This is a genomic window from Amphritea atlantica, assembly GCF_018860855.1.
In the GTDB taxonomy this organism is placed as follows: Bacteria; Pseudomonadota; Gammaproteobacteria; order Pseudomonadales; family Balneatricaceae; genus Amphritea; species Amphritea atlantica_A.
The window spans coordinates 64,042-88,473 of record NZ_JAHKQE010000030.1 but is presented as its reverse complement, the minus strand read 5'-3'; the positions used below and the strand labels follow the sequence as shown (position 1 = coordinate 88,473).

The following is a 24,432-nucleotide window of genomic DNA, read 5'->3' as shown; positions in this document are numbered from 1 at the left end:
TATGGCGGCTTATATCCTGCGACGTCTGTTGCTAATTATTCCGACTTTGCTAGGTATTTTGACGATCAATTTTTTGATTGTGCAAGCCGCTCCCGGCGGCCCCGTTGAGCAGACTATTGCCAACCTTCAAGGATTAAACACCAGCGCGACTGCCCGCTTTGATGGCTCAGCCCAATCAGACCTCAGTGGTGGATCACCCTCCGCTACCGAGAATAGCAGTACTTATCGGGGTGGTCGCGGCCTTGATCCACAACTGGTCAAACAGATTGAGGCGCAGTTCGGTTTTGACAAACCGGCCCACGAACGCTTTTTTCAGATGCTAAAAAACTACCTTGTCTTCGATTTTGGCGAAAGTCTGTTCAGCGGCAAAAAGGTCACGGATCTGATTATCGAAAAACTCCCTGTATCGATATCTTTAGGCCTATGGACAACGCTAATCACCTATCTGGTCGCCGTACCACTGGGGATCAAAAAAGCGGTACGTGATGGTACACCGTTTGATGTTTGGAGCAGTTCGATCATTATTATCGGTTATGCCATCCCTAACTTTCTGTTCGCCATTCTGCTGATTGTGCTGTTCGCTGGGGGGACCTATTTCAGTTGGTTTCCACTGCGGGGGCTCACGTCCCCAGACTTCGACCAGCTCAGCGCATGGGGTCAAGTTAAAGACTACTTCTGGCATATCACTCTGCCAGTATTGGTATCGGTTATTGGCAGCTTTGCGACACTTTCGATGCTGACCAAAAACTCCTTCCTCGATGAAATAAACAAACAGTATGTCATCACCGCCCGCGCCAAAGGCTTATCAGAAAACCAAGTGCTTTATGGCCATGTGTTTCGTAATGCGATGCTGCTGATCATCGCCGGTATGCCCGCCGCCCTGATCGGTATTTTCTTTACCGGCTCAATGCTGATTGAGGTGATTTTCTCACTCGATGGTATTGGCTTGCTCGGCTATGAGGCAGTTATTAAACGGGACTATCCGGTTATCTTTGGCACCTTATACATTTTCACCCTGATCGGCCTATTACTGAAACTGGTGAGTGATCTCACCTACGTTGCGGTAGATCCCCGAATAGACTTTGAAAGCAGAGAAAACTAAACACATGCTGTCACTGTTCAAACGAAATAAAATGAGCCCAATCAACCAACGCAGATTGCAAAACTTTTGCAATAATCGTCGCGGCTACTGGGCGCTATGGTTGTTTTTGGCGCTATTTATCAGCAGCCTATTTGCCGAACTCATAGCCAACGATAAACCCCTGCTAATTCGCTACGACAACAGTTTCTACTATCCGGTCATGGTGGATTATTCTGAACTGGTGTTCGACGGTGAGTTCGATACCTTTGCTGATTACAAAGATCCCTATATTCAAGAGCTAATCACCGGTCAAGGCGGCTGGATACTCTGGCCTCCTATCCGCTTCAGCTATCGCACCATCAATCAGGATCTCCCTGTACCAGCCCCCTCTCCACCGAGCAGTGACAACCTACTGGGCACCGATGACCAAGGCCGAGATGTACTCGCCCGCGTTATCTATGGCTTTCGAGTGTCGGTATTATTTGCCTTAACGCTGACAATCATCAGCTCTATTATTGGCGTTGCGGCCGGTGCAGTCCAAGGTTATTACGGCGGCAAAGTCGATCTATTTTTCCAACGATTTATTGAGATTTGGTCCGGTATGCCGGTGCTATTCTTACTGATCATTCTTGCTAGCATCGTCCAGCCTAACTTCTGGTGGCTGCTTGGTATCATGCTACTATTTTCCTGGATGCAACTGGTGGATGTGGTCAGAGCTGAATTCCTCAGAGGGCGTAATTTAGAATATGTCCGCGCGGCACGCGCACTGGGGTTAGGCAACCGCTTAATCATGTTCCGTCATATTTTACCGAATGCGATGGTGGCCACACTCACCTTTATGCCTTTTATCTTTAATGGCTCGTTAGTCACACTCACGGCATTAGACTTTCTTGGTTTCGGCTTACCACCGGGATCTGCGTCACTGGGTGAATTAGTCGCACAGGGCAAAGCCAACCTCCACGCCCCTTGGCTTGGACTAACCGCCTTTGTGTCTCTCTCTATTATGCTGACACTGTTAATTTTTATCGGCGAAGCCGTTCGTGATGCTTTTGACCCGAGGAAGACGTTCAATGACTGATGCCCTGCTATCCGTGCGCAAGCTATCGGTGCGCTTTGGCCAAAACAGCCAAGCGGTTGATGCGGTTAAACAGATTAGTTTTGATATCAAAGCGGGTAAGATTATGGCGCTGGTGGGCGAATCGGGCTCGGGTAAATCCGTTACCGCGATGTCGATCCTGAAGCTATTGCCCTACCCTAAAGCTAGCCACCCAAGCGGTGAAATTTTCTACCAAGGCAAAGACCTGTTACAAAATAGTGAAGCGCAGATGCGCGCCCTACGAGGAGATCGTATCAGTGTCATTTTTCAAGAGCCCATGACCTCACTCAACCCGCTGCATAACATCGCCCGCCAGATTGGTGAGACGCTACTGCTGCATAAAGGTCTGACGGGGCCACAAGCCCGGGAGCGAACATTAGAGCTACTCCAACTTGTCGGCATACAGGACGCTGAGAAACGCCTTAATAGCTACCCTCATGAGCTATCCGGCGGCCAGCGCCAACGGGTAATGATTGCCATGGCACTGGCCAATGATCCCGAGTTACTGATTGCCGATGAACCCACCACGGCGCTGGATGTCACCATTCAGGAACAAATCCTCGAATTACTGCAGTCATTACAGCAAAAACTCGGTATGTCGGTACTGCTAATCACCCACGATCTCAATATCGTGCGTCGCTATAGCGACGATGTCTGTGTGATGTATCAAGGATCGATCGTTGAGCACAATACAACGGCTCAGCTTTTTGCTGAACCACAGCATCCGTACACCCTCAAACTGTTAAATGCAGAACCCAGCGGTCAACCACCGGCTGTCGCCCCCAGTGGCACGCCGATACTGCAGACCCAAGATCTTAAAGTATGGTTCCCCATTAAACGGGGACTGCTAAAGAAAACCGTGGATTACATCAAAGCCGTTAACCCCTGTAACATCAAACTTTACAGCGGCCGCACACTCGGCGTGGTCGGCGAAAGTGGTTCAGGTAAAACAACCTTAGGGCTTGCCATTCTGCGACTGATTAGGTCTGAGGGCGAAATACAGTTTGCCGGCACTTCAATCAACACCCTTAATCAACGCGAGATAAAACCATTACGTCGCAGGATGCAGATTGTCTTTCAGGACCCCTATGGCAGCCTAAGTCCACGGATGTCCGTTGCCGATTCGATTAACGAAGGTTTAGAAATTCATAACATCGGCTTAGCCAATGAACGCCAGCAGATGATTATTGATGTCCTGCGAGAAGTGGGGCTTGACCCCGATGATCGTCACCGCTATCCCCATGAATTTTCCGGAGGACAACGGCAACGTATTGCGATTGCCCGAGCGGTTATCTTAAAGCCTGAATTAATTATTTTAGATGAGCCCACTTCCGCATTGGACCGAACGGTACAGGCCCAGATTATTGAACTACTGCGTGAATTACAGCACCGTTATCAACTGAGCTATATTTTTATTAGCCACGACCTAGCTGTCGTCAAGGCCCTCAGCCATGACCTACTCGTCCTACAGCATGGCGATGTAGTCGAACAAGGACCCGCAGCAGAGCTATTTAACCAGCCAACCCAAGCCTATACCCGTCGACTGCTCAATGCCGCATTCAGTGACAGCTAAGCATGCCAACAAAACACCTCTGTTAGCTTAATTAACCTCGACTTAGTACCCCTCTAAAAAAACATTAAAAAAAAGGCCGATACATAACGTATCGGCCTTTTTTATGACGCCTGACGATTAGAGAGCCATTAGAGACGCTCAATCTCAGCAGCGTTTGTACGTGCTTCAATCATCGCTTGGTAATCAAACTGACCAGAACGCTGTCCCAGCACATTACGCATCGCTTGACGCTCCTCTGCTGTTACCTCAGAGAGATCAGGCTCATTTACCGCTGTGACCGCTACAATTGCCCTAGAACCGTCTTGCAACGTAATCAAGCTATATGATGCGACCTGATCAGGCTTAGGCAACTTAAACACGGCAGACATGATCTCAGCAGGCTGAGCCCGGTTCGTACGGCTAACGTCATCCTCTACCAACCATTCAGCACCGTTGATTGAAGTACGTTCAGCCCCTTGCTCCAGCTTTTGCAACTCAGCACTCAGGGACGCTTCTAATGCCTCACCTGCTTTCTGCTGAGTAAGGATCTCAGTAATCTGCGGCTTAACCTCATCTTCGCTCAACTGACGTGGGCGTATATGTTCTTTAATACGCAGCACCAGTGTACGCCCAGAATCTAGCTCGATTGGATCACTGTTTAAGCCATCACGAATAAGCTCTTCATTGAAAGCAGCACGAATGACACGTGGATTAGTCGTAATTTCATCATCGCCACCTTGACGGCCAAAGGGCTTAACTTCGACAATATTCAGCCCCAACTCAGCAGCGGGCTCTTGCAGATCACCGGAAGAGAATGACAGATCAGTTAACTGACCAACACGCTCAACATAAAGCTGCTCGACTTTGTTTTCCATCTGCTCAGCAATCAGCTCGTCTTTCACCTCATCGAAAACAGGCGGTTTCGACTCAGACAAATCAGTTAACTTAATCAAATGATAACCAAACGCGGTACGGATCGGTTCTGACACTTCACCTTTTTTCAAGCCATAAACGGCCTGTTCAAATGGGCCATCCAGCATACCGTTTTGATAAACACCCAGATCACCACCAGAAGCCGCTGAACCAGGATCATCAGATTCAGTCTGCGCTAACGCGGCAAAATCTTCACCGGCTGCCAGTCTTTCCTGCAGCGCTTGTGCTTTAGCCAGTGCTGTCGCATCATCAACATCATCTGATACTTCTACCATGATATGCGAAACGGTACGCTGCTCTTGTGCATTGAATACCGCTTTAAGCTGATCAAACTGCGACTGCAACTCACCTTCATCAACAGTCACCTCTTTCAGCAAGTCGGCTTTATTAATCAGTAGATACTCAATGGCAACCTGCTCTTCGGTCATGAAATCCTGCAGGTGCGCATCGTAATAAGCACTCAATTCGTCAGCAGAAATCGATACATTAGCCATATAATCACTCAAGCCGACCTTAAGGTAAGCCATATCGCGGGTTTCACGATCGAGTTTTATAATATTTTCAACATCGCTATCCAGAACGAAAGCTGACAGCATATAACCTGAACGCTCGTAATCAATCAGACTCTCTTTACGCAGCAGATCTTTATACATCATCGGCGTGAGTCCAGCGTTTCGCAGCACAGCCTGATACTGATCGGAGTTAAATACCCCTTCCACTTGGAAGTCTTGAGTATTGATAATCATCTGATCCAACATATGGTCTGAAATAGCCATATCTTGGTCAACCGCAGACTGAACCAGTACTTCTCGCTGTATCAGGTTATCCAGGGTTGCCTTATTAATAAGATTATCGTCTAACAGTGTAGGGTCTGCATTTTCACCCATCTGGGCCAACAACTGTCGACGCTGAAGGTCTGCACCCTGGAGCAATTCATGCTCACTAATTTCAACACCATTAACGGTTGCCGGAGCATTTGAGCCTGAGGTCAGGCTGACCAGGGACTCCACCCCAAACAGTGCAAAGGTAACGATGATCAGACCAACGATGATCTTAGCAACTATTCCCTGGGAGTTATCTCGGATATTCTGAAGCATGATGCCTCTGGGCCTCTAAGCTAGTGTACAAATAGAAAAAAAGGCGCATCCATAACCGGATGCGCCTTTTATATGATTGGCAATACGGAACGGCTGATGCCGGTTACCGTCACCCAGAGAAACACTAACTGTTACGGCTAATGATCTCACATTTGGCGGAACGGACAGGACGCGAACCCGCGCCCTCCTGCGTGACAAGCAGGTATTCTAACCAACTGAACTACCGCTCCGGGTGCCAATGATCCTTACGGATCAGGCGCTAACTTTTATTACTTATTAACCGCGTCTTTCAGAGCCTTACCAGGCTTGAAAGTCGGCAGAGTCGCCGCAGCGATCTGAATAGGCTGACCAGTCTGAGGGTTACGACCCGTACGCGCAGCACGCTCTTTTACACCAAAGGTACCGAAGCCCACTAGAGCAACAGAATCACCCTTTTGCAGAGCGTCTGAGATAGATTCCAATGTAGCATCCAGCGCACGGCCGGCTGCTGCTTTTGGAATATCCGCAGAAGCGGCGATTGCGTCGATTAGTTCAGATTTATTCACATTGTTCCCCTTATATGAATCATTTTTATATTCTGTAGCTCAAGCCCAGTAAGTTAACGAACAACTTATACCAAGCGTACAATTCAGGTGTCAAGCGGGTTGCAGCTTGATTAGTCACTATTTTAAGTTAATGCGGTTTTATTTGCCCGCGCTCACTTTTTGCTTGCTTTTTCTTTTCAGAAAAGTTTGCTTTTTGCTCTTCAGTCAATGGTTCCGGACTGTATTTTAGAGCAATTTGCAACACCTCATCGATCCATTTTACTGGACAGATTTTAAGGTCTGCTTTTATATTCTCAGGAATTTCCTTCAGATCACGTTTGTTTTCATCTGGAATAATGACCGTTTTAATGCCACCCCTGTGCGCCGCCAGTAATTTCTCTTTCAAACCACCGATAGGCAACACCTGCCCACGCAACGTTATCTCCCCAGTCATCGCTACATCAGAGCGAACAGGGATACCGGTGAGCACAGATACTAATGCAGTACACATCCCGATGCCAGCACTTGGGCCATCTTTTGGTGTCGCACCTTCAGGAACATGGATATGAATATCATTTTCTTCGTGAAAATCAGGATTAATACCCAAGGATTCTGCACGACTTCGAACCACCGTCATCGCCGCCTGTATAGATTCCTGCATCACTTCACCCAGTGAACCGGTACGAATCTGACGCCCTTTACCCGGCACAACCGCCGACTCAATGGTGAGGATATCACCGCCAACCGATGTCCAAGCTAAGCCGGTTACCTGACCGATACGATCCTCCTCTTCGGCCACCCCGAAGCTACACTTACGTACGCCGGAATACTTCTCAAGGTTGTCGCTATTCACCACAATCGAGGCTTTCTTATCGCCGCCTAAAGCAACCTCTTTAATCACCTTACGGCAGATTTTAGCGACCTCTCGCTCAAGGCCACGAACACCCGCTTCCCGAGTATAATAACGAATCAGATCCGTCACCGCCTCGTCCTCAATCGCGAGTTCTTTATCCCTCAGGCCATTGGTTTTCATCTGCTTAGGAATCAGATACTTACGTGCGATATTTAACTTTTCATCTTCGGTATAGCCAGGAATCCGAATGATCTCCATACGGTCCAACAAAGGCCCTGGAATATTCATCGAGTTCGAGGTACAGACAAACATCACATCAGACAGATCGTAGTCAACTTCCAAGTAGTGATCATTGAAAGTACTGTTCTGTTCTGGATCAAGTACTTCCAATAATGCAGACGCCGGATCACCACGCTGATCCATGCCCATCTTATCGATCTCATCCAGCAGGAACAGTGGATTCTTCACGCCAACTTTGGACATTTTCTGAATCAACTTACCCGGCATCGAACCAATATAGGTACGACGGTGACCACGGATCTCAGCTTCATCTCGAACGCCACCCAAGGCCATACGCACATACTGACGATTGGTTGCGCGCGCAATGGATTGACCAAGTGAAGTTTTACCCACACCTGGAGGCCCCACTAAACAGAGAATTGGACCTTTTAACTTACGTACTCGGCGCTGAACCGCTAAATATTCAAGAATGCGATCTTTAACCTCTTCGAGGCCATAATGATCTTCATTTAGAATGGCTTCTGCACGCTTCATATCGTGACGCAGCTTAGAACGTTTAGACCATGGAATCTGCAACATCCAGTCGATATAGCCCCGAACCACGGTCGCTTCAGCTGACATCGGCGACATCATCTTCAACTTGTTGTATTCGTTAAGGGTTTTATCCAATGCTTCTTTCGGCATACCGGCTTCATCGATACGCTTTTTCAGCTCTTCGATGTCCGTAGTGCCATTTTCATCCAGATCGCCCAGCTCTTTCTGAATCGCCTTCATCTGCTCATTCAGATAGTACTCTCGCTGGCTTTTTTCCATCTGTTTCTTGACCCGGCCACGGATCCGTTTTTCAACTTCAACCAGATCGATCTCGGTCTCCATCAGGGCCATCAGATGCTCTAAACGAAGCTTATCATCTAGAATTTCTAGAATTTGCTGCTTTTCCTCTAGTTTAAGAGACATATGTGCAGCAATGGTATCCGCTAGGCGACCAATCTCATCGATCGAGCCTAATGACGTCAACACTTCGGCCGGAATCTTCTTGTTCACTTGCACAAAACGTTCAAACTGATCTAACGCTGTGCGCTTATAAATTTCCGCTTCGTTTGGGCTAACTTCATCAATCGGCAGAACGGTAATATCAGCGGTAAAATGATCTTCCGTGGTATGTAGTTTCTCGATGCGTGCACGGTAATCGCCTTCGACGAGCACCTTAACTGTACCATCAGGTAATTTCAGCATCTGCAGCACACTGGCAACAGTACCGATTGCAAACAGATCTTTGCCATCTGGCTCATCATCTGACGCATTTTTCTGGGCGATCAGCAGAATTTCTTTATTCTGCAGCATCGCCGCTTCTAGGGCCTGAATTGATTTTTCCCGGCCAACAAACAGCGGGATCACCATATGTGGATATATAACAACATCACGCAACGGCAAAACCGGCATCAGGGTGGTGGTGATCTCTTTATCATTCTCGAGTGGTGCCATATTGGACCTTACTCCTTTGTCGAAAGAAACTGCGGCAGATACAGCAGTTACGGGCTGTACGATATATCGCTCTTACTGATAAATGGGGCTAATACTATAAAAATCAACCACATTACAATAAAAGTTACACAAAAAAGTAACAACAACTAATAACGTTTTATCAGTAAGTTCAAAGAGTAACAACGTACCAAAATGGTGGCCATTATGTTTGCAATTAAAAAAGCCCGGAGAGCCCGGGCTTTTCCAGCGAAACGATTGTTACTTGTAATACGCATTATCAGTAACAGTATGATCCGTCACATCGCGCACACCCACTAAGCCACTCACACGCTCAACCAGGGTTTTCTCAACGCCATCCTTTAGCGTCATATCAACGGCACTACACCCCTGACATCCGCCACCAAACTGCAAGATAGCGACCTGACCGTTCGACTCTTCGATTAATTCAATCAGTTTAACTTCACCACCGTGAGAAGAGAGTCCTGGGTTAATATCCGAGTAAAGGATATAGTTTATCTGCTCTTCTATCGGGCTATCGTCTGACACATTTGGCACTTTGGCGTTCGGTGCTTTAATCGTCAGCTGTCCACCCATACGGTCGGTTGCAAAATCTACGGTTGCTTCTTCGAGATAGGGCAAACTATTCTTTTCAAAGTAAAACGTTACCTTCTCCATCGGCATAACAGCATCGTCTTCAACGATTTCGTCAGGACGACAGTAAGCCAGACAGGTTTCAGCGTAAGGCGTTCCCGGCTGGGTAACGAACATCCGCACAGCAATGCCTTCTACATTTTGCTTTTCAAGTAGCTCAGCAAGGTAGATTTCAGCTGATTCGGTTACGGTAATATTCATCAAAATTCCTGTTAAATCACTCACTCAATATGGGTTTTAGGATACACCCTTTCCAATCCCGAGTAAAATACTCAGTTATTAGCAAAAATAGCATTTCCGCCTTTTTATAAATCGCTTAGACTGCCCCACTTCAGACCTTAGAGACACGCTTTGGGTTATTCTGATCTGAAATTCAACGATCTGCAAACACTCTTTCGACAACCGAGATAAGCCGTTTGTCAGGCATCTCTCTAGATACTCCAACCAACCCTTTTAACTCAAACAATACTCGCTGCCGATACAATCCGGAACATGCTGTGAAATAGTATCAATTGGGACTGAAATGCTTCCATCTATCTAGTTCCACCAGCCCAACGCTAGGTTTTACGCCTCATTGAAACTGAACTAAGACAGATTATTCATCAAGCAGGACCCTCTGTTTTTTTATATTCATTTTTATTTATATATGCCGCAGCTGGGTTCATATCCGTCCATAGATTCGTTAAACTAAGGGGTGCTCAGCTCCTGAGTCCCTCCTGCCCTGAATCGATTGGATATCACTTTAGCTATGATGCAACAGAGCCTGGTTTTCTCTTTCTTTCTGATTTTTACCGGTGCCGCTGTGCTGGCCTCTATCGCCCTTTATACTCGACAACCCTTACTAGTTGCCTATATCGTACTGGGTGCCATTTTAGGCCCTTATGGCTACAGTTATATTCAGGATACAGCTTTACTCTCTGATATTTCACACGTCGGCATTATCTTCCTACTCTTTCTGTTAGGGCTCGATATGCAGCCAAGCCATCTAGTGCATATGCTAAAAAAGGCGACTTTAGTCGCTGTTTTTAGCGCGATTATCTTTATGGCAATCGGCTATGGCGTCGGGATCGCCTTCGGATTCACCCGCACCGAAGCTATTATTATTGGTGTCGCCCTGATGTTTTCCAGCACCATTATCGGCATCAAACTGCTCCCCACAACCGTTCTACACCACAAATACACCGGCGAATTGGTGGTCGGTCTGCTGCTACTTCAAGACGTCATCGCTATTCTGGTATTATTATTACTCAACAGTGGCGATGGCGAGGCCAGCCAATTCTTCACCTTCCTAAAAACGATCATTGCCTTACCCTTGATCATTGGTGGCGCCTTAGCTTTTGTCCGCTATATTTTGCTGCCATTGATTCAGAAATTTGACCGTTTCCACGAATACATCTTCTTATTAGCGATCGGCTGGTGCCTCGGTCTAGCGGAGCTCGCCCACGCGGTCGGCTTGTCTGCTGAGATCGGTGCTTTTATTGCCGGCGTTAGCTTAGCAACCAGCCCTATCGCTCAATATATCGCGACCAGCCTTAAACCTTTGCGCGACTTCTTCCTAATTCTGTTTTTCTTTTCTATCGGTGCAAGCTTCAATCTAGGACTGCTAGGACAGATTATTGTACCGTCAATCATCTTAGCGCTGCTGGTACTGGTGATTAAGCCGATCGTGTTTCGCTTTCTACTGCACAATATCAGCGATAGCAAAACACTCGCGTGGGAAGTCGGTTTTCGCTTAGGCCAAATCAGTGAGTTTTCCCTACTGATAGCTTATATGGCCACCAGTGCATCGATGATCGGCCAAGAAGCTTCCCATGTGATACAGGCAACCGCCATTCTAACGTTCTTGTTATCGACCTATATTGTTATCTTTAACTACCCCAATCCTATTGCTGTTTCAGACAAGCTGAGAAGAGATTAGGGCCAATGTCCGATAAGAGCATCCTCCTATCGGACAAACCATCGAACACCCAGCTTATGATGCTATGTCGGTTAATATTGAGTTTTATTTCTATCCTGCCACATCTGCTCTGCTAGCCTAATGCAGCTATCATGATCTTTCGCCTTATTGAGCAGCTTAAGTATCAGCGCAAGGGTGGAGATCACCGCACCCACACCGTACTCATGCTCAATTTCTCCACGCCACAATTTCACTAAGTCGGCACTATCAAGCTCCTGCTTGACTAAACGCCTTGGATAATAGCGCGGCCAGATACTGGTCGAATAATCACCCCCACGAGTCCATTGCAGATCACATTCAGCATCCGGCTTGACTTCCGCTTCACCGCCATCCCCTTTAATCGTTAATCCATTTTTAACGCCCAGCAACTGTGCCGCTTTCTGATGCATCGGACCATAAGCTGGATGAAACACACCATCAACGGTATGGCTAGCGTGCAGCGGATTGATAAGCCGACAAAGCGTATGGACTGGAGAGCGAAGCCCTAACACTGGCCGTAGATTGATAATTCGACTCATTCGTGGACTCAATGCCTCAATCGACATAAAAGCGAACTGGGTTGAATCTAACGATTGTGCAACCTGATTCCAATCAACACAGGCTTTAATACCAAACAACGATAGACAATCTTCTGTATAGATCCGCTCAGGCGTATGACCTCTAGCCCCATGCATAAACACTCGAATACCATTGGCAGATAATAATAATGCCGCCAGAATAAACCATGGCAGCTGGCGCTTTTTACCCGCATAAGTTGACCAATCTAGATCAACCTCGAGCGATGCCGGCGCACCACATCGACCACGCACCGCTTCAATAAAACCAGCCAACTCTTCAGGCGATTCCTCTTTAACCCGCAGCAGCATCAAAAAAGCCCCCAATTGCTCAGGCTCTACTCGATCATCTAAAATCATTTGCATCGCTTCACGAGCTTCAACCTGACTCAGGGAACGAGACCCTAGCTTTCCTTTACCAAGAATTCGTACAAAGGGGGCAAAAGGATGCTCCACTGATGGCTGCTTCTGTAACATAGATTTTCTCTGGCCCGTTAATTAAAGTTATGCTGATTTTATACCCTCGATGCTATCCGCATGAAGCCTTTACACCGATAAAACAGCCTTAAAGTTAAAGCTTTACGCCGATAGTCATCAACCATCCATAAAAAGCTGACCGATACACCCTAATCTGACGGCCATTCAAGCCTCTGCGGATGCTTTAATCAGCGGTCACTGGTAGAATCCGCCCTTCGTCAGGAGAAGCACATGAAACCGAACCGTTCCCGTCCAAAAAATCAGCGCCCGGCTCGCAAGCCAGCCCACCCTTTACCGACCGAACCGGTAGAATTAAATATCGAATCCCTGAGCCATGATGGTAGAGGAATCGGACGCTACCAGGGCAAAGCAGCATTTATCGCTAACGCCCTTCCCGGTGAACAGGTGACGGCCCGTCTGACCGAGGAAAAAGCCAACCTCTATCTTGGCCATACTGACACGATATTAACGTCGTCTAGCCACCGGATCGAACCCGCCTGCCCTCACTATCAACACTGCGGCGGATGTGACCTACAACATCTGGACAACGCCGAGCAGCTCAGCTTAAAACAGTCGCTAGTGATTGAACAACTGGAACGGATCGGCCATACCAAACCCACAAAAATAGAAGCGCCGCTGACTGCTACTGATTGGCACTATCGACGCAGCGCTCGGATCGGTATTAATCAGCTATCCGATGGCGAGCCCATTGTCGGTTTTCGCCGGCGAGGTAGTCACCTACTCAGCCAGATCGATAGCTGCATCGTATTAGACAAACGTGTCAGCGACATCTTCAGCCGAGTAAGAGAAGCCTTACGTGATAGCGGTGATATCAAATATATCACCCAACTGGATATCGACTTGGGAGATCAGGGCGGCTATCTATCATTGCGGCTAAAGAAACCGCTTAACGAACAACACCTAGCCATCTTTACCTCTCTTGCTGCACATTATGACCTAAACCTGCAGCAACAGATAATTGGCACCGAACCCGACAATAGTGATGTTGAGCCGGTTAGCTATTCACTAAACCAATTAACACTGCAGTTTCGCCCAGGTGATTTCATTCAGGTTAACGCTGAGATTAACCAACAGATGGTCTCTAAGGCTTGTCAATTACTGGATCTTAAAGCCGATGATAAAGTCCTTGACCTGTTTTGCGGTTTAGGTAATTTCTCCCTGCCAGTCGCTCATTCAGGGGCATCGGTCACCGGTATCGAAGGCAGCGTGACCATGGTGGAACAGGCTGAACAAAACGCCCGTTTAAACCAACTCGATAATTGTCGCTTCTTCTGCGGCAATCTAGCCGATGACTTAACTGGCCTGCAATGGTTTCGAGATGCTTACAATAAGGTTATTCTTGATCCACCTCGTAGTGGTGCCGCAGCGTTGATACCACAAATTTGCCAGCAGCGGCCCGAGTTGATTCTGTATATCTCCTGCAACCCAGGCGCCCTCGCCCGCGATAGCGAATTACTGGCCAGCGAAGGTTATCAACTACGGCAGTTCCTCGTCATGGATATGTTTCCACAAACTCACCATATTGAATCGATGGCGCTGTTTGTACGTGGCAAAAAGAAACAACAGAAAAAGAAACTGTTTGCCGGCAAAGGCATCAATCGCTGAGATGATGACAGCGATTGATGAGCAGAAGATTCTCTACGCCGATAACCATATCCTGGTCGTCCATAAAGACCCTGATCTACTCTCCGTGCCTGGCCGCGGAGAGGATAAGCAGGATTGCCTCTGGCGTCGGGTTCAGCAACGCTTCCCAACCGCCCTCATCGTTCACCGGCTCGATTATCCGACCTCTGGCATCATGGTGCTAGGGCTGAGCAGAGAGAGCCACCGCCATCTGAGCATTCAGTTTCAAGAGCGTCTAACAGAGAAGCGCTATCAAGCGATTGTGGACGGTAGACTACCGCGAGCCAGCGGCACGGTTGATCAACCACTGCGTTGCGATTGGGACAATCGCCCCTTACAGATTATCGACCATGAACAAGGTAAACCGGCACAGACCCACTGGCAGGTCCTCGAATATCTAACTAATGCTACCCGAGTCGAACTCACGCCAATAACGGGACGTTCGCATCAATTGCGAGTGCATATGCAATACCTAGGGCATCCGATTCTCGGCGACCGCTTTTATGCCAACCCCGATCAACGGACACGCTCGGAACGCTTGCTCCTGCATGCCGAATCGCTCAGCTTCAACCATCCAGCCACTCAGGAGCGGTTGTCCTTTAGCGCTTCCTGTCCGTTCTAAGCAGCCTCATCAACACAAGATAAAGCCTTCGTTTATCCCTAGCTGATCAATAAGCTAAACGATTAAATCTGCTATTACTTTAATTATCAGCTTAGCTCACCACTCTGATGTGCTCTCCTCGCTTTAAGCCAACAACCGTTTCAGTGATCTGCTCCACTATACGCTGCCGCGCCTGTACACTCCCCCAAGCACTGTGCGGGGTAATAATAAGATTGGGAATATCATCCGCCAACAAAGGATTACCATTGACCGGTGGCTCTTCACTCAAGACATCGGTTGCCGCCCCAGCCAATTGACCGCTGCGCAACGCCTCTGCCAAATCCGTTTCATTAACAATACCGCCGCGGGCAGCATTGATAATAAAAGCGCCAGTTTTCATCTGCCCAATGGCCTCAGCATTGATTAAATCACGGGTTTGCGCCGTCAACGGACAATGCAAACTTAAAACATCAACCTGCGGCAGTAACTCGTCCAACGCCACACGACCGGCCATGGTATCGCCGCCAATACGCTGCGCAATCAGCACCCGCATACCAAAGGCCTCGGCCAACCGAGCCACGCCCGCACCAAGATTACCATAACCCACAATACCTAATGTTTTACCATTAAGTTCCTGAATCGGGTAATCCAACAAACAAAACTGCTTCGCTTGGGCCCACTGCCCATTTCGCGCCGCTTGGTTATAGGCAATCAGGTTGGTATGCAAAGCTAACATCAGCGTCATCACATGCTGAGCCACCGATGCAGTACCGTACGCCTGACAGTTAGACACGGTAATACCTCTTTCAACAGCCGCCTGAATATCAACATTATTAGTGCCGGTGGCAGCTATGCACACATGCTTCAACTGCGTTGCCACCGCTAGTGCTGCACTATCAAGTACAACCTTATTTACAATCACCACCTCAGCCTCTGCAACCCGCTCTGCCACCTGTGATGGCGTCGTCGAGGCGTAGCCTGTAAAACAGCTGAATTCAGCTTTTAGCTTGCTAAGATCAAGGTCATCACAATCTAAGCTATCAAGGTCAAGAAAAACTGCTTTCATCGTTACTTACCCTCACCCGTTATATAAAAAAGGGGCCCCTTTGAGGGCCCCTTAATATTTATGATTTGCTCAGCTTACTGATTTAAACACCAGCAGCCCCGATCTAATAATCGATCAAATCTTCTCTTTAATCTGCCAGAGTATCTCATCAGCAACCACCGCTGGCGCTGAATAACCGTCCGGTGTTTTAACCGTCAGAAATACACCGTTTGCAGTACGATTCATATGTAGCTGATACTGACCGACATGCTCATACTTACCAGACTCATCATTGTATACAGCATCCTGATCATCCTCGAAGATATAGAGCACTTTGCCGCCTAACCAAATTTTAAAGCCTTTTCGGTTAGCAAGGTCATCGCTCTCATCGATAGCTTCCTTACCACCTTCAACCTTCCGAGCGCTATAAGACGGTGCATTGTCGTCGTCTTCATCATCAAAACCCAACGCCCGACCTAAACCGCTATCAAAGGTTATCTCGTCACGATCGGAATGCAACCACTCGAAGAAGCCCATTTTTTCAGTATCTTCAACCGGTGTCGACGTGGTGTAAGTCATATAAATAATACCCGCCTGTTGATCACGCGTACCCACATCAAGATCTGTTTTATCGATAGCCTGAGTAATTTGAGCCCATGCCTGGTCAACCGGCACCGTAATTTTCAACGCAGGGAAACCTTTAGAATCGCGTCCCATCTGTGGCAGGTTATTTTGCTGGCGACGCAGCTCCAGCATACTCATGCTCTCGCTATTACTGCTCGACTTACTCAGATAGCGCAGCATTTCAAACATCATATCGGTTTTATAACCAACATCCGTCGCATCATCAGTCCAGCTAACCGGCTGATCCTTCTGATCCTGAGCTACCCGCACATGCTGCATCGAAATACTGGTACGATTAAAGTCATCAGCAACCGGTCGAACCGATACCCGCAACTTATCACTCGTAGGCCCTTCAATATCTTGGAAGGTCAATCGCTTAATCATGCTATCGACAAAGCTTAGCTCTTTAGCATCGACATCGATCCAATCGGTTTCAATCACCCCTTCTTGCGGTGCTGATTTAGCCAAGCCAATATTATTGAAGCGCCAGAAGTCCTGTAACTGTACCCAGACATCGCCAATGGGTTCGTCCACCACGAGGACTTTCTCACCATCTTCACGCTTCAGGTTAACCGAACCACTACCGGCATCCGCATAAAAGAACTCCGGACGTGGAACAGAAAAGCTACCACTACGCTGCGAGGCCGTCTGACCAGCACTCGGAACATCCAACGCGTCCTGCATTGATTTCGAACGAGCCTTAATAGAAGGCGGTAGTTCGAGCCGTTTAGTTGCCTGCGCCTCTTCGTAGTTTTGGCTGCGGTCGTTGATAATGCCATTCTCACCATAAATCGGATTAGAATAGGAACCACATCCGGCAATACTTAACACAGCTGCTGCCAGAGGCAACAAGGCAATTATTCTCATTATGCTTGTCCGTTAGTTTCAGATAATTTCGCAGGCTTTCAGCGCTTCACGCACCTGATTATGGTACTGCTCAGACAATACGGTCAGCGGTAAACGAATACCCTGCCCGATCAAGCCCATTTCAGCAACGGCCCATTTCACCGGAATAGGGTTAGCTTCAACAAACATCGCCGTATGCAGCTGCATCAGTGAAGTCTGTATAGCACGTGCAGCTTCCGCTTCACCTGCAATCGCTAAACGACAAAGCTCACCCATCTGTGACGGCGCCACATTAGCCGTTACGGAAATATTGCCATCACCGCCGAGCAACATGAGTTCAACAGCTGTACCGTCATCACCCGAATAGATAGCAAACTCTTTCGGCGCGGCATCAATTAGCGTTTTCGCCCGCTCTAAATCACCCGTAGCTTCTTTAATGCCGATAATGTTAGATATCTCAGCTAGACGTAATACCGTTTCAGGCAACATGTCACAAGCGGTACGACCCGGCACATTATAAAGAATCTGTGGGATATCAACCGCTTCGGCAATGGCTTTAAAATGTAAAAACAGACCTTCTTGGGTCGGCTTGTTGTAATAAGGCGTCACCAACAAACAGGCATCAACACCGACGCTCTTTGCCGCTTCAGTTAGCTCAATCGCTTCTCTGGTAGAATTTGCACCTGTTCCGGCAATCACAGGGATGGCACCGCTAACACGATCAACCACCCGCTTAATAACCTGACAATGCTCATCACAACTCAGTGTTGCCGATTCGCCACTTGTACCTACAGCAACGATTGAGTCGGTGCCCTTTTCCAGATGAAAATCAACTAGCTTATCCAGTGCGTCCCAATCGACCTCACCGTTTGAATTCATCGGGGTAACAAGAGCAACAATGCTGCCAGTAATCATCATGGTCTCCATCAAGAGGTATACAGTATGGTCTATGGTACTTGCCTGCGTTTTGCGGCTCAACCCATTTCAGCTCAATAAGTTAGCGTAATCTGAATATTCAAAAAACGATGTTTATAGGGGCTGCCAAAACTGTGAAATCTGTTATCGTATAAAAAGCGTATCATTCTAACTGATCTCAATCAGATAAGCGTAGTTTTTAAGCCAGATTTTTAAGGAAAATGCATGAGCCAGCCAACAATTGATCAGCCAGTAACCGACTTCACCGCCGCTGCCACTAGCGATACCACTGTGACGCTATCCGAACTCAAAGGTTCCAACGTGGTCATCTATTTTTATCCGAAAGACAGCACGCCTGGCTGCACCACGGAAGGACAGGATTTTCGTGACATGTACGACCAGTTTCAGGCAGCTAATACACAAATCTTTGGTGTATCACGGGATGGTATGCGCGCCCATGAGAATTTCAAAGCGAAGCAATCCTTTCCCTTCGAATTGATTAGCGACCCAGATGAAACCTTATGCAAACTATTTGATGTCATTAAATTGAAAAAACTCTATGGCAAAGAACATATGGGTATCGAACGCAGCACCTTTCTAATTGATGCCGAAGGCGTATTACGAAAAGAGTGGCGTAAGGTAAAAGTCAAAGAGCATGTTGCCGACGTACTTGAAGCGGTAAAAGCGTTGTAAAGTGAAACGGCGTTGATCGAAACTAACACGCCTTCGTGATAGCCCTGCCCGCTGGGCAGGGTATTGAATACCCTTTTTATAAAGACAAATACCTTTTTCGCTTCAGCCGAGCATAGGGAAATCAACCAATACGAGCACAGCGCTCAGTCAGTGATCTTTTTTCTCGCGGTGAAAGCCACACGATCCTTGTCCTCATACATCGCATGATCCACCCGCTGAAACAGCTCAACCATGGTTTCATTTTGCTGGTACTCAACCGCACCAAAACTGCATTCAAGATGAATATTATTAACGAAGGTTGTTGCAGCAATCACCGATTGAAACTTTAAAACCACGTTGGATAGCCCAGCATACGGTACCAACCAGGACTACACAGAACTACGCACAACGTTGCCGGTTTCGCCATGCCAATCCCAAATACCTTCGACGATAAGATCAAGTATCGAATTAAGCGTCAGGTCGGCAGAATCTAATGACTCGTGCGTATATGTCTTAGGCGGCATATTTTGGGTTCGCTTTTATTATTTAGTCTCAGCATGCCCATCATCTTGAATAAATGCGTGGCTTTTCGGCCAAGCATTCAAAATAGCCTTGATGAGCGTTGCCAGCGGGATGGCAAAAAACACGCCCCAGAACCCCCAAACGCTGCCAAACACTAATACCGCAATAATGATGGACACCGGATGCAAGTTAACCGCTTCCGAAAACAGCAGCGGCACCAACACATTGCCATCAAGCGCTTGAATAATGCCGTACGCCAACATCAGGTACCAGAATTCATTCGTCCAACCCCATTGAAAGAAGCCGATCAAGGCAACTGGCAGCGTCACCAATGCAGCACCAATGTAAGGTATCAGGACTGATAACCCCACCATAATGGCTAACAATGCCGCATAATTGATCCCCAGCAGAGTGAAGGCTGCATAGGTAACCGAGCCGACAATCACAATCTCAATGACTTTACCTCGAACATAATTAGCGATCTGCTGATCCATCTCAGTCCAAACTTGGGTTAGCATCGCTTTCTTTTGTGGTAGAAAAGAGACCCACCAACGCACCAGATTGCTGCCATCTTTCAAAAAGAAAAACACCAAAATAGGCACTAGTACCACATAGATAAGTAGCGCAACCAATCCGGTAATAGAACTCAAAGAGTAAGTCACGACCATCTGCCCTAACTTTCTTAGCTCCGTCGTGGTCAAATCGATAATTTGGGTAATCTGCTGTTCGGAGAAAACATCGGGATATTGCTGCGGCAGTAACAATAACACCTCTTTCGCTTGGGTCACCATGCCGGGCAGCTCATTAAACAGATTCACCGACTGTTTCCATGCCAACGGCATAATAAATAGCAACAACGACAGTAGTGCGCCAATAAACAGTGCAAACACCAATAACACGGCTGCCAGGTGCGGCACCTTGTGCTCTTTTAACCAGACAATCATTCCCTGCATGAGAAACGCGAGAACAATACTGATAAAAACAGGTGTTAGCGCCTGGCCTAAATATAGAATAACGCCCAATGCACCGGCCAGAAGCACCAGTAACAGGATGACTTCCTCGTTAGAAAAATAGTTATCGATCCATTTATTGAAAATTTTTCTCACACTGTGCTCCCGTTAACCGCGCTGGATAAAATAAGTATACCGATCATCTTCGCTGAACGATTCCAGCATCTGATGGTCAGACTGATCGACAAAGGCTTTAAAATCCCGCTGTGATCCAGCATCTGTTGCCACCACTTTGAGAATTTTACCCGACTCCAGTTTATGTAACGCCTGCTTTGCTTTCAATAAAGGTAATGGACAATTAAGGCCGCAGGTATCGAGTTGTTCATCCCAGTGGGTCTCAGTCATAGAAAAATGTCCAGATACAGTTAAGAGGACAGCAATATATACCAAAAAACGAGGTATTATAAACCACAATTACACTTAACTTTTTCTGGCGCCACAGAAACACAGTATAAGGATCAATAATTTGCGAACTGGACTTACACGATATCTGTTAGCGGGCATCCTTTCGCTGAGCACCATCTCGCCGACTCAGGCCAATGAACTGCCCCTGATAGCCAACAGCTCCGGCACTATTTCACTTGAGCAGGAATATCAGCTAGGCCGAACTTGGGCTCGAATGTTACGCGGCAGCGCAGCAGAATATGGCGATCCGCTGCTGGTTAACTATATTGATGGCCTACTCTGGAAAATTGCGGCAAACAGCCAACTTCAGGATCATCGGCTCGATCTAATCGTACTCGACACCCCTGTGTTGAATGCTTTTGCGGTACCCGGTGGTGTCGTTGGCATCAATGCAGGCCTACTACTCAGCGCTCAGGATGAACAGGAATTCGCATCGGTTATCGCTCACGAACTCGCTCACTTGTCGCAACGCCACTACGCTCAGCAACTAGAAGAGAGCCGTCGTAATACGCCATTACTGCTTGCAGGTGTGCTAGCCAGTATTTTAATTGCTTCTGCCGATTCACAGGCGGGTATGGCTGGGATCACATCCTCAATGGCCGCTGGCCAGCAAGCCAGTATCAACTTTACCCGACGAAATGAGCAGGAAGCAGACCGTATCGGTATGCTGAATATGGTGAACTCGGGTTTTGATCCTTACGCTATGCCACGGATGTTCTCCAGACTGCAACGCTCAAGTCGTTTTCTTGGCCAAAAACCACCCGAATTTTTGTTGACCCACCCCGTCACTGAATCAAGGATAGCAGACGCGGAAAACCGCGCGAGCCAACTACCTAAGCCCTCATATAAACCCCAAGACTACGATTATCAACTACTCAAAAAGCGAGTAGAAGTCTATTACACTAGCGACCTTAACCAGCTCATTAAGGGCTATAAAATAAGCGCTGCTGATGATCAACTGAGTAACTACGGTTTAGCCTTAGCGCTGATGAAAAAAGGGGATTACAGTCAAGCCCAATCAGCCTTGAAGAGCCTACCCTCCCATCTGCAACAACACCTCTATATACGTCTCACCTATGCAGAACTCGCGCTCGCAGCCAATGAGCCAGAAGATGCGCTGCAACAGATGGAACAACTGAATAAGCTTTATCCTGACAGCTATCCCGTGAGACAGCGCTATGCTAAAGCGCTTAGCGCCAATCGTCAGTATAAAAAAGCGACCCGTGTGCTAAGCGAGTTGAGCCAACGCTTTCCTGATAACAGTTATATCTGGTATGAGCTAGCAGAAACCCAAGGATTGGCCGGCAATACCCTTGGCGTGCATGAAGCACGAACAGAGTACTTTTTATTGATCGGTGCAACCGATAAAGCGCTGCAACAGATTGACTACGCGCTACGCGAAAAAGGGTTAAGTAGTAGTGATATTGCTAGGCTTGAAGAGCGTAAACGGGAAGCCGAACAGGTCAGAGAACAAATTAAGACCTCTCTTTAAACAGCCATCCTCGTCTCGCGATATGCATTGGCAAACGCTTAATCCCCATGCCAATGCAACCGCCCCGCCCCTGTTATTTCCTCACTCATACCCATTTTAAGAGGTGGAGACCTTGTGATACCTCATAATTGCTGCTTTTATAACCTTATTAAATAGTGATGATTACCGCTAGCTGATGCTTTCAGCCTGAGTGATCAGTGCTTACACCCTACCTGACAGGCTACCGCCATCATAACGCCTGTCGCCTAGTATGACGGAATAGACGGATGCTCAAAGAGGTTATGCGATGAAACTGATACATGATGACACATTGGAATTTGAAGAAATTTCCAGTGATTCTGAATCAATACAGGTCTCCCGAAAATCATATCGCATCCCTGTAAAAGATAGGGAAACTTCGCTACTGATCATGAACGGCTCGACATATCCTCTAGTCGATATTAGTGTTGAGGGGGTCTGCATTGGCATTGATGCCACAGCACCTCTTACTTCTGCGGATATAACCCCTGACTGCAAAATCATTCTAGGGGAACAACATTTTGAAGGGTTAGTCGGTGAGGTCATGCATTCATCGCTAGATGGGGATGGTAACTGGATCTGTGGCATTCAATGGCAACAGATGGATGAAGCAACGTTCACCGCCTTAGATCAGGCCCTACTCCGCCTTCGTAAAGAGATATTTGCAGATGCCTGAGCAGAAAAACCGAGATATTATGGACTCGCTGTTAAGCGAGGACGTCGATGACAGTATTGATGAGCTTCAACAACTCAACAATATTATCTTTTGTGATGCCGAAGATACCCCTGTCAACGAAGCCCCTAAAGATCAGGGTGAGCTCATCTGGGAAACCGAAAATGAGCAGTTTGCCATTCATGCCTGGAAACTAAAGGGTAAGATCAGTCTTAAATTTATCACTAAATCGAAGACTAACGTCTCGGTAGAAAGGCTTGCTAAGATTGCATTGAATGCCATCCTTGATGACCTTAAGAAGGCTAACCCATGACTATTATTGTTTGCCCTAACTGTTCGCGTAAACATCATGCCGATACCAGCCGCTTCGCTGAAAAAAAGCGTTTTGTGGTACGCTGTAAAGCTTGCGAGCATAAATTTGTCATTAATCTTGATCACAACGGCCTTGTTCAGCCTACTCAAACACAACCAACACCCACTGAACAAGTTCAAGCACCTAAGCCAGCCATTCCTACTCCCCAACCCGCTGCCGTTATTGAAAAACCTCAGGCACCGAAGACTCCACGAAAAATATGTGTTTCGCTGAGTAAAGGTGGGGTAGGAAAAACAACCACCGCGGTCAATCTCAGCGCGGGGTTAGCGATGGCAGGCTACAAAGTATTATTGATCGATACCGATACCCAAGGTCAGTCATCTTTCATGCTGGGTAAAAAACCACCCGCAGGCTTGACTGAGTTACTCACCGGCGAACTCACACCCCAAGAGACGATTATCGAAGCTAGACCTAACCTCTGGCTACTCAGTGGCGGGCGGTCGCTAGCTGGCGTTAAACGTATTATCGATAAAAAAAGTTTTGGTTCTGAATGGACCCTATCCGAAGCGATGGAAGAGCTAGATAAAGCCTACGACTTCGTCATTATCGATACCTCACCGGGCTGGGATCAACTCACTGTCAACGTGCTGTTCTACGCCACCGAAGTACTGACACCCGTCTCGCTAGAAGTGATGTCATTGCATGGATTAGCAGAGTTCACTAAAAATCTTCACGCCATCAAAAAATACAAAGATATCGAACTCAACTATATCCTACCGACTTTTCTCGATACTCGGGTGGAACAACCAAAAAACATCTATCGCAAGCTACAGAGTCTTTATGACGACAAGGTATGCACTCCAATAAGGTACGATGAGCAACTAAGCCGCTCCCCCTCCCACGGCGAAACCATCTTTGAGTTTTTACCCGATGGCGATGGTGCTGCGGATTATGCGGCACTGGTACGCACCATTACAAAAGACAAAACAATTTTACTCGGTGGCGTTAAACACGATGGAAAAGATGAAACAGTCATTCCATCGTTATGATCGATTGAGACTTTAAAGGCCTCTTATCGACTCAAACATGCATCGCTATTCAACCATTCAGCCCGCTTCTCTAATAGCCCTGCCAAAGCGGGGTTTTGTTTAC

The 24,432-nt window shown here is 47.4% G+C and carries 22 protein-coding genes and 1 tRNA gene; 11 read left to right on the top strand and 12 right to left on the bottom strand.

Features of this window, described 5'->3' with window-relative positions; all coding sequences use genetic code 11:
* Window position 1 precedes the first annotated feature (1 nt).
* Genes KO512_RS13705 through KO512_RS13695 form a run of 3 tightly spaced genes read left to right on the top strand, consistent with a single transcriptional unit; the run spans window position 2 to window position 3,750 of the window.
* The gene (locus KO512_RS13705) at window positions 2-1,102 is read left to right on the top strand and encodes a microcin C ABC transporter permease YejB (RefSeq protein WP_215952917.1); all 1,101 of its coding nucleotides are present in this window, start codon (window positions 2-4) and stop codon (window positions 1,100-1,102) included.
* Between the two features lie 31 nt (window positions 1,103-1,133).
* The gene (locus tag KO512_RS13700) at window positions 1,134-2,159 is read left to right on the top strand and encodes an ABC transporter permease (protein ID WP_252735022.1); all 1,026 of its coding nucleotides are present in this window, start codon (window positions 1,134-1,136) and stop codon (window positions 2,157-2,159) included.
* Window positions 2,152-3,750, top strand: a complete 1,599-nt coding sequence (locus tag KO512_RS13695) for an ABC transporter ATP-binding protein (protein WP_215952915.1) — start codon at window positions 2,152-2,154, stop codon at window positions 3,748-3,750. The genes KO512_RS13700 and KO512_RS13695 overlap by 8 nt, the downstream gene beginning before the upstream one ends.
* 128 nt (window positions 3,751-3,878) lie before the next feature.
* Here KO512_RS13695 and KO512_RS13690 read toward each other — a convergent pair whose 3' ends face one another.
* The 5 genes from KO512_RS13690 to nfuA form a co-directional block, all read right to left on the bottom strand.
* Window positions 3,879-5,759 carry a SurA N-terminal domain-containing protein gene (locus KO512_RS13690; protein ID WP_215952914.1) on the bottom strand — a complete coding sequence of 627 codons (1,881 nt, stop codon included), beginning with the start codon at window positions 5,757-5,759 and terminating at the stop codon, window positions 3,879-3,881.
* 153 nt (window positions 5,760-5,912) lie between these two features.
* Window positions 5,913-5,989 (bottom strand) — tRNA-Asp (locus KO512_RS13685).
* A gap of 39 nt (window positions 5,990-6,028) precedes the next feature.
* Window positions 6,029-6,304, bottom strand: a complete 276-nt coding sequence (locus tag KO512_RS13680) for an HU family DNA-binding protein (protein WP_126158608.1) — start codon at window positions 6,302-6,304, stop codon at window positions 6,029-6,031.
* Window positions 6,305-6,431: 127 nt separating this feature from the next.
* Window positions 6,432-8,861: an endopeptidase La gene (lon, locus tag KO512_RS13675; protein ID WP_215952913.1), complete on the bottom strand. Its 2,430-nt coding sequence runs from the start codon at window positions 8,859-8,861 to the stop codon at window positions 6,432-6,434.
* Between the two features lie 258 nt (window positions 8,862-9,119).
* On the bottom strand, window positions 9,120-9,713 hold the full coding sequence (gene nfuA, locus KO512_RS13670; RefSeq protein WP_215952912.1) for a Fe-S biogenesis protein NfuA: 594 nt from the start codon (window positions 9,711-9,713) through the stop codon (window positions 9,120-9,122).
* A gap of 547 nt (window positions 9,714-10,260) precedes the next feature.
* On the opposite strand from nfuA, the gene KO512_RS13665 reads away from it, so the two are divergent.
* Complete coding sequence (locus KO512_RS13665) at window positions 10,261-11,430, top strand: cation:proton antiporter (protein WP_215952911.1); 1,170 nt, start codon at window positions 10,261-10,263, stop codon at window positions 11,428-11,430.
* A 71-nt stretch (window positions 11,431-11,501) separates the two neighbouring features.
* On the opposite strand, the gene KO512_RS13660 is transcribed toward KO512_RS13665, so the two are convergent.
* On the bottom strand, window positions 11,502-12,500 hold the full coding sequence (locus KO512_RS13660; RefSeq protein WP_215952910.1) for a glycosyl transferase family protein: 999 nt from the start codon (window positions 12,498-12,500) through the stop codon (window positions 11,502-11,504).
* Between the two features lie 231 nt (window positions 12,501-12,731).
* Here KO512_RS13660 and rlmD point away from each other — a divergent pair, with 231 nt between their 5' ends.
* Both rlmD and KO512_RS13650 read left to right on the top strand, forming a co-directional pair.
* Entirely contained in the window at window positions 12,732-14,126 is a 1,395-nt protein-coding gene (rlmD, locus tag KO512_RS13655) for a 23S rRNA (uracil(1939)-C(5))-methyltransferase RlmD (RefSeq protein ID WP_215952909.1), read from the top strand.
* Window position 14,127: 1 nt separating this feature from the next.
* On the top strand, window positions 14,128-14,766 hold the full coding sequence (locus KO512_RS13650) for an RluA family pseudouridine synthase (protein ID WP_215952908.1): 639 nt from the start codon (window positions 14,128-14,130) through the stop codon (window positions 14,764-14,766).
* A gap of 91 nt (window positions 14,767-14,857) precedes the next feature.
* Here the strand turns inward: KO512_RS13650 and KO512_RS13645 are convergent, their stop codons facing one another.
* The 3 genes from KO512_RS13645 to dapA all read right to left on the bottom strand — a co-directional run bounded on the left by KO512_RS13645 (window position 14,858) and on the right by dapA (window position 18,175).
* Window positions 14,858-15,811, bottom strand: a complete 954-nt coding sequence (locus KO512_RS13645) for a 2-hydroxyacid dehydrogenase (protein ID WP_215952907.1) — start codon at window positions 15,809-15,811, stop codon at window positions 14,858-14,860.
* A 114-nt stretch (window positions 15,812-15,925) separates the two neighbouring features.
* Window positions 15,926-17,281 (bottom strand): outer membrane protein assembly factor BamC, encoded by a 1,356-nt coding sequence (gene bamC / locus KO512_RS13640; protein ID WP_215952906.1) that lies wholly within the window; start codon window positions 17,279-17,281, stop codon window positions 15,926-15,928.
* Window positions 17,282-17,299: 18 nt separating this feature from the next.
* Window positions 17,300-18,175, bottom strand: coding sequence for a 4-hydroxy-tetrahydrodipicolinate synthase (gene dapA / locus KO512_RS13635; RefSeq protein WP_215953130.1), 876 nt, complete (start codon window positions 18,173-18,175; stop codon window positions 17,300-17,302).
* Between the two features lie 225 nt (window positions 18,176-18,400).
* Between dapA and KO512_RS13630 the strand changes: the two genes are divergently transcribed.
* The gene (locus KO512_RS13630; RefSeq protein WP_215952905.1) at window positions 18,401-18,868 is read left to right on the top strand and encodes a peroxiredoxin; all 468 of its coding nucleotides are present in this window, start codon (window positions 18,401-18,403) and stop codon (window positions 18,866-18,868) included.
* A gap of 143 nt (window positions 18,869-19,011) precedes the next feature.
* Here the strand turns inward: KO512_RS13630 and KO512_RS13625 are convergent, their stop codons facing one another.
* From KO512_RS13625 to KO512_RS13615, 3 genes are all read right to left on the bottom strand, one after another.
* Complete coding sequence (locus KO512_RS13625; protein ID WP_215952904.1) at window positions 19,012-19,203, bottom strand: hypothetical protein; 192 nt, start codon at window positions 19,201-19,203, stop codon at window positions 19,012-19,014.
* Window positions 19,204-19,389: 186 nt separating this feature from the next.
* Window positions 19,390-20,475 (bottom strand): AI-2E family transporter, encoded by a 1,086-nt coding sequence (locus KO512_RS13620; protein ID WP_215952903.1) that lies wholly within the window; start codon window positions 20,473-20,475, stop codon window positions 19,390-19,392.
* Window positions 20,476-20,487: 12 nt separating this feature from the next.
* Complete coding sequence (locus tag KO512_RS13615; protein ID WP_215952902.1) at window positions 20,488-20,724, bottom strand: sulfurtransferase TusA family protein; 237 nt, start codon at window positions 20,722-20,724, stop codon at window positions 20,488-20,490.
* Between the two features lie 121 nt (window positions 20,725-20,845).
* Here KO512_RS13615 and KO512_RS13610 point away from each other — a divergent pair, with 121 nt between their 5' ends.
* The 4 genes from KO512_RS13610 (at window position 20,846) to KO512_RS13595 (ending at window position 24,329) form a co-directional block, all read left to right on the top strand.
* Window positions 20,846-22,276, top strand: a complete 1,431-nt coding sequence (locus tag KO512_RS13610; protein ID WP_215952901.1) for a M48 family metalloprotease — start codon at window positions 20,846-20,848, stop codon at window positions 22,274-22,276.
* Between the two features lie 286 nt (window positions 22,277-22,562).
* Window positions 22,563-22,970, top strand: coding sequence for a PilZ domain-containing protein (locus KO512_RS13605; protein WP_215952900.1), 408 nt, complete (start codon window positions 22,563-22,565; stop codon window positions 22,968-22,970).
* The gene (locus tag KO512_RS13600; RefSeq protein ID WP_215952899.1) at window positions 22,963-23,280 is read left to right on the top strand and encodes a hypothetical protein; all 318 of its coding nucleotides are present in this window, start codon (window positions 22,963-22,965) and stop codon (window positions 23,278-23,280) included. The genes KO512_RS13605 and KO512_RS13600 overlap by 8 nt, the downstream gene beginning before the upstream one ends.
* On the top strand, window positions 23,277-24,329 hold the full coding sequence (locus KO512_RS13595; protein WP_215952898.1) for an AAA family ATPase: 1,053 nt from the start codon (window positions 23,277-23,279) through the stop codon (window positions 24,327-24,329). Before KO512_RS13600 ends, KO512_RS13595 begins: the two co-directional genes overlap by 4 nt.
* Window positions 24,330-24,432 lie beyond the last annotated feature (103 nt).

Bases quoted from the DNA above. Each gene is read 5' to 3' on its own strand.
- KO512_RS13615 (WP_215952902.1), bottom strand. From the start codon at position 20,724: ATGACTGAGACCCACTGGGATGAACAACTCGATACCTGCGGCCTTAAT.
- KO512_RS13700 (WP_252735022.1), top strand. From the start codon at position 1,134: ATGAGCCCAATCAACCAACGCAGATTGCAAAACTTTTGCAATAATCGT.
- KO512_RS13645 (WP_215952907.1), bottom strand. From the start codon at position 15,811: ATGAAAGCAGTTTTTCTTGACCTTGATAGCTTAGATTGTGATGACCTT.
- KO512_RS13605 (WP_215952900.1), top strand. From the start codon at position 22,563: ATGAAACTGATACATGATGACACATTGGAATTTGAAGAAATTTCCAGT.
- KO512_RS13630 (WP_215952905.1), top strand. From the start codon at position 18,401: ATGAGCCAGCCAACAATTGATCAGCCAGTAACCGACTTCACCGCCGCT.
- bamC (WP_215952906.1), bottom strand. From the start codon at position 17,281: ATGAGAATAATTGCCTTGTTGCCTCTGGCAGCAGCTGTGTTAAGTATT.
- nfuA (WP_215952912.1), bottom strand. From the start codon at position 9,713: ATGAATATTACCGTAACCGAATCAGCTGAAATCTACCTTGCTGAGCTA.
- KO512_RS13660 (WP_215952910.1), bottom strand. From the start codon at position 12,500: ATGTTACAGAAGCAGCCATCAGTGGAGCATCCTTTTGCCCCCTTTGTA.
- KO512_RS13595 (WP_215952898.1), top strand. From the start codon at position 23,277: ATGACTATTATTGTTTGCCCTAACTGTTCGCGTAAACATCATGCCGAT.
- KO512_RS13600 (WP_215952899.1), top strand. From the start codon at position 22,963: ATGCCTGAGCAGAAAAACCGAGATATTATGGACTCGCTGTTAAGCGAG.
- KO512_RS13690 (WP_215952914.1), bottom strand. From the start codon at position 5,759: ATGCTTCAGAATATCCGAGATAACTCCCAGGGAATAGTTGCTAAGATC.
- KO512_RS13695 (WP_215952915.1), top strand. From the start codon at position 2,152: ATGACTGATGCCCTGCTATCCGTGCGCAAGCTATCGGTGCGCTTTGGC.
- KO512_RS13665 (WP_215952911.1), top strand. From the start codon at position 10,261: ATGATGCAACAGAGCCTGGTTTTCTCTTTCTTTCTGATTTTTACCGGT.
- lon (WP_215952913.1), bottom strand. From the start codon at position 8,861: ATGGCACCACTCGAGAATGATAAAGAGATCACCACCACCCTGATGCCG.
- rlmD (WP_215952909.1), top strand. From the start codon at position 12,732: ATGAAACCGAACCGTTCCCGTCCAAAAAATCAGCGCCCGGCTCGCAAG.
- KO512_RS13650 (WP_215952908.1), top strand. From the start codon at position 14,128: ATGATGACAGCGATTGATGAGCAGAAGATTCTCTACGCCGATAACCAT.
- KO512_RS13705 (WP_215952917.1), top strand. From the start codon at position 2: ATGGCGGCTTATATCCTGCGACGTCTGTTGCTAATTATTCCGACTTTG.
- dapA (WP_215953130.1), bottom strand. From the start codon at position 18,175: ATGATTACTGGCAGCATTGTTGCTCTTGTTACCCCGATGAATTCAAAC.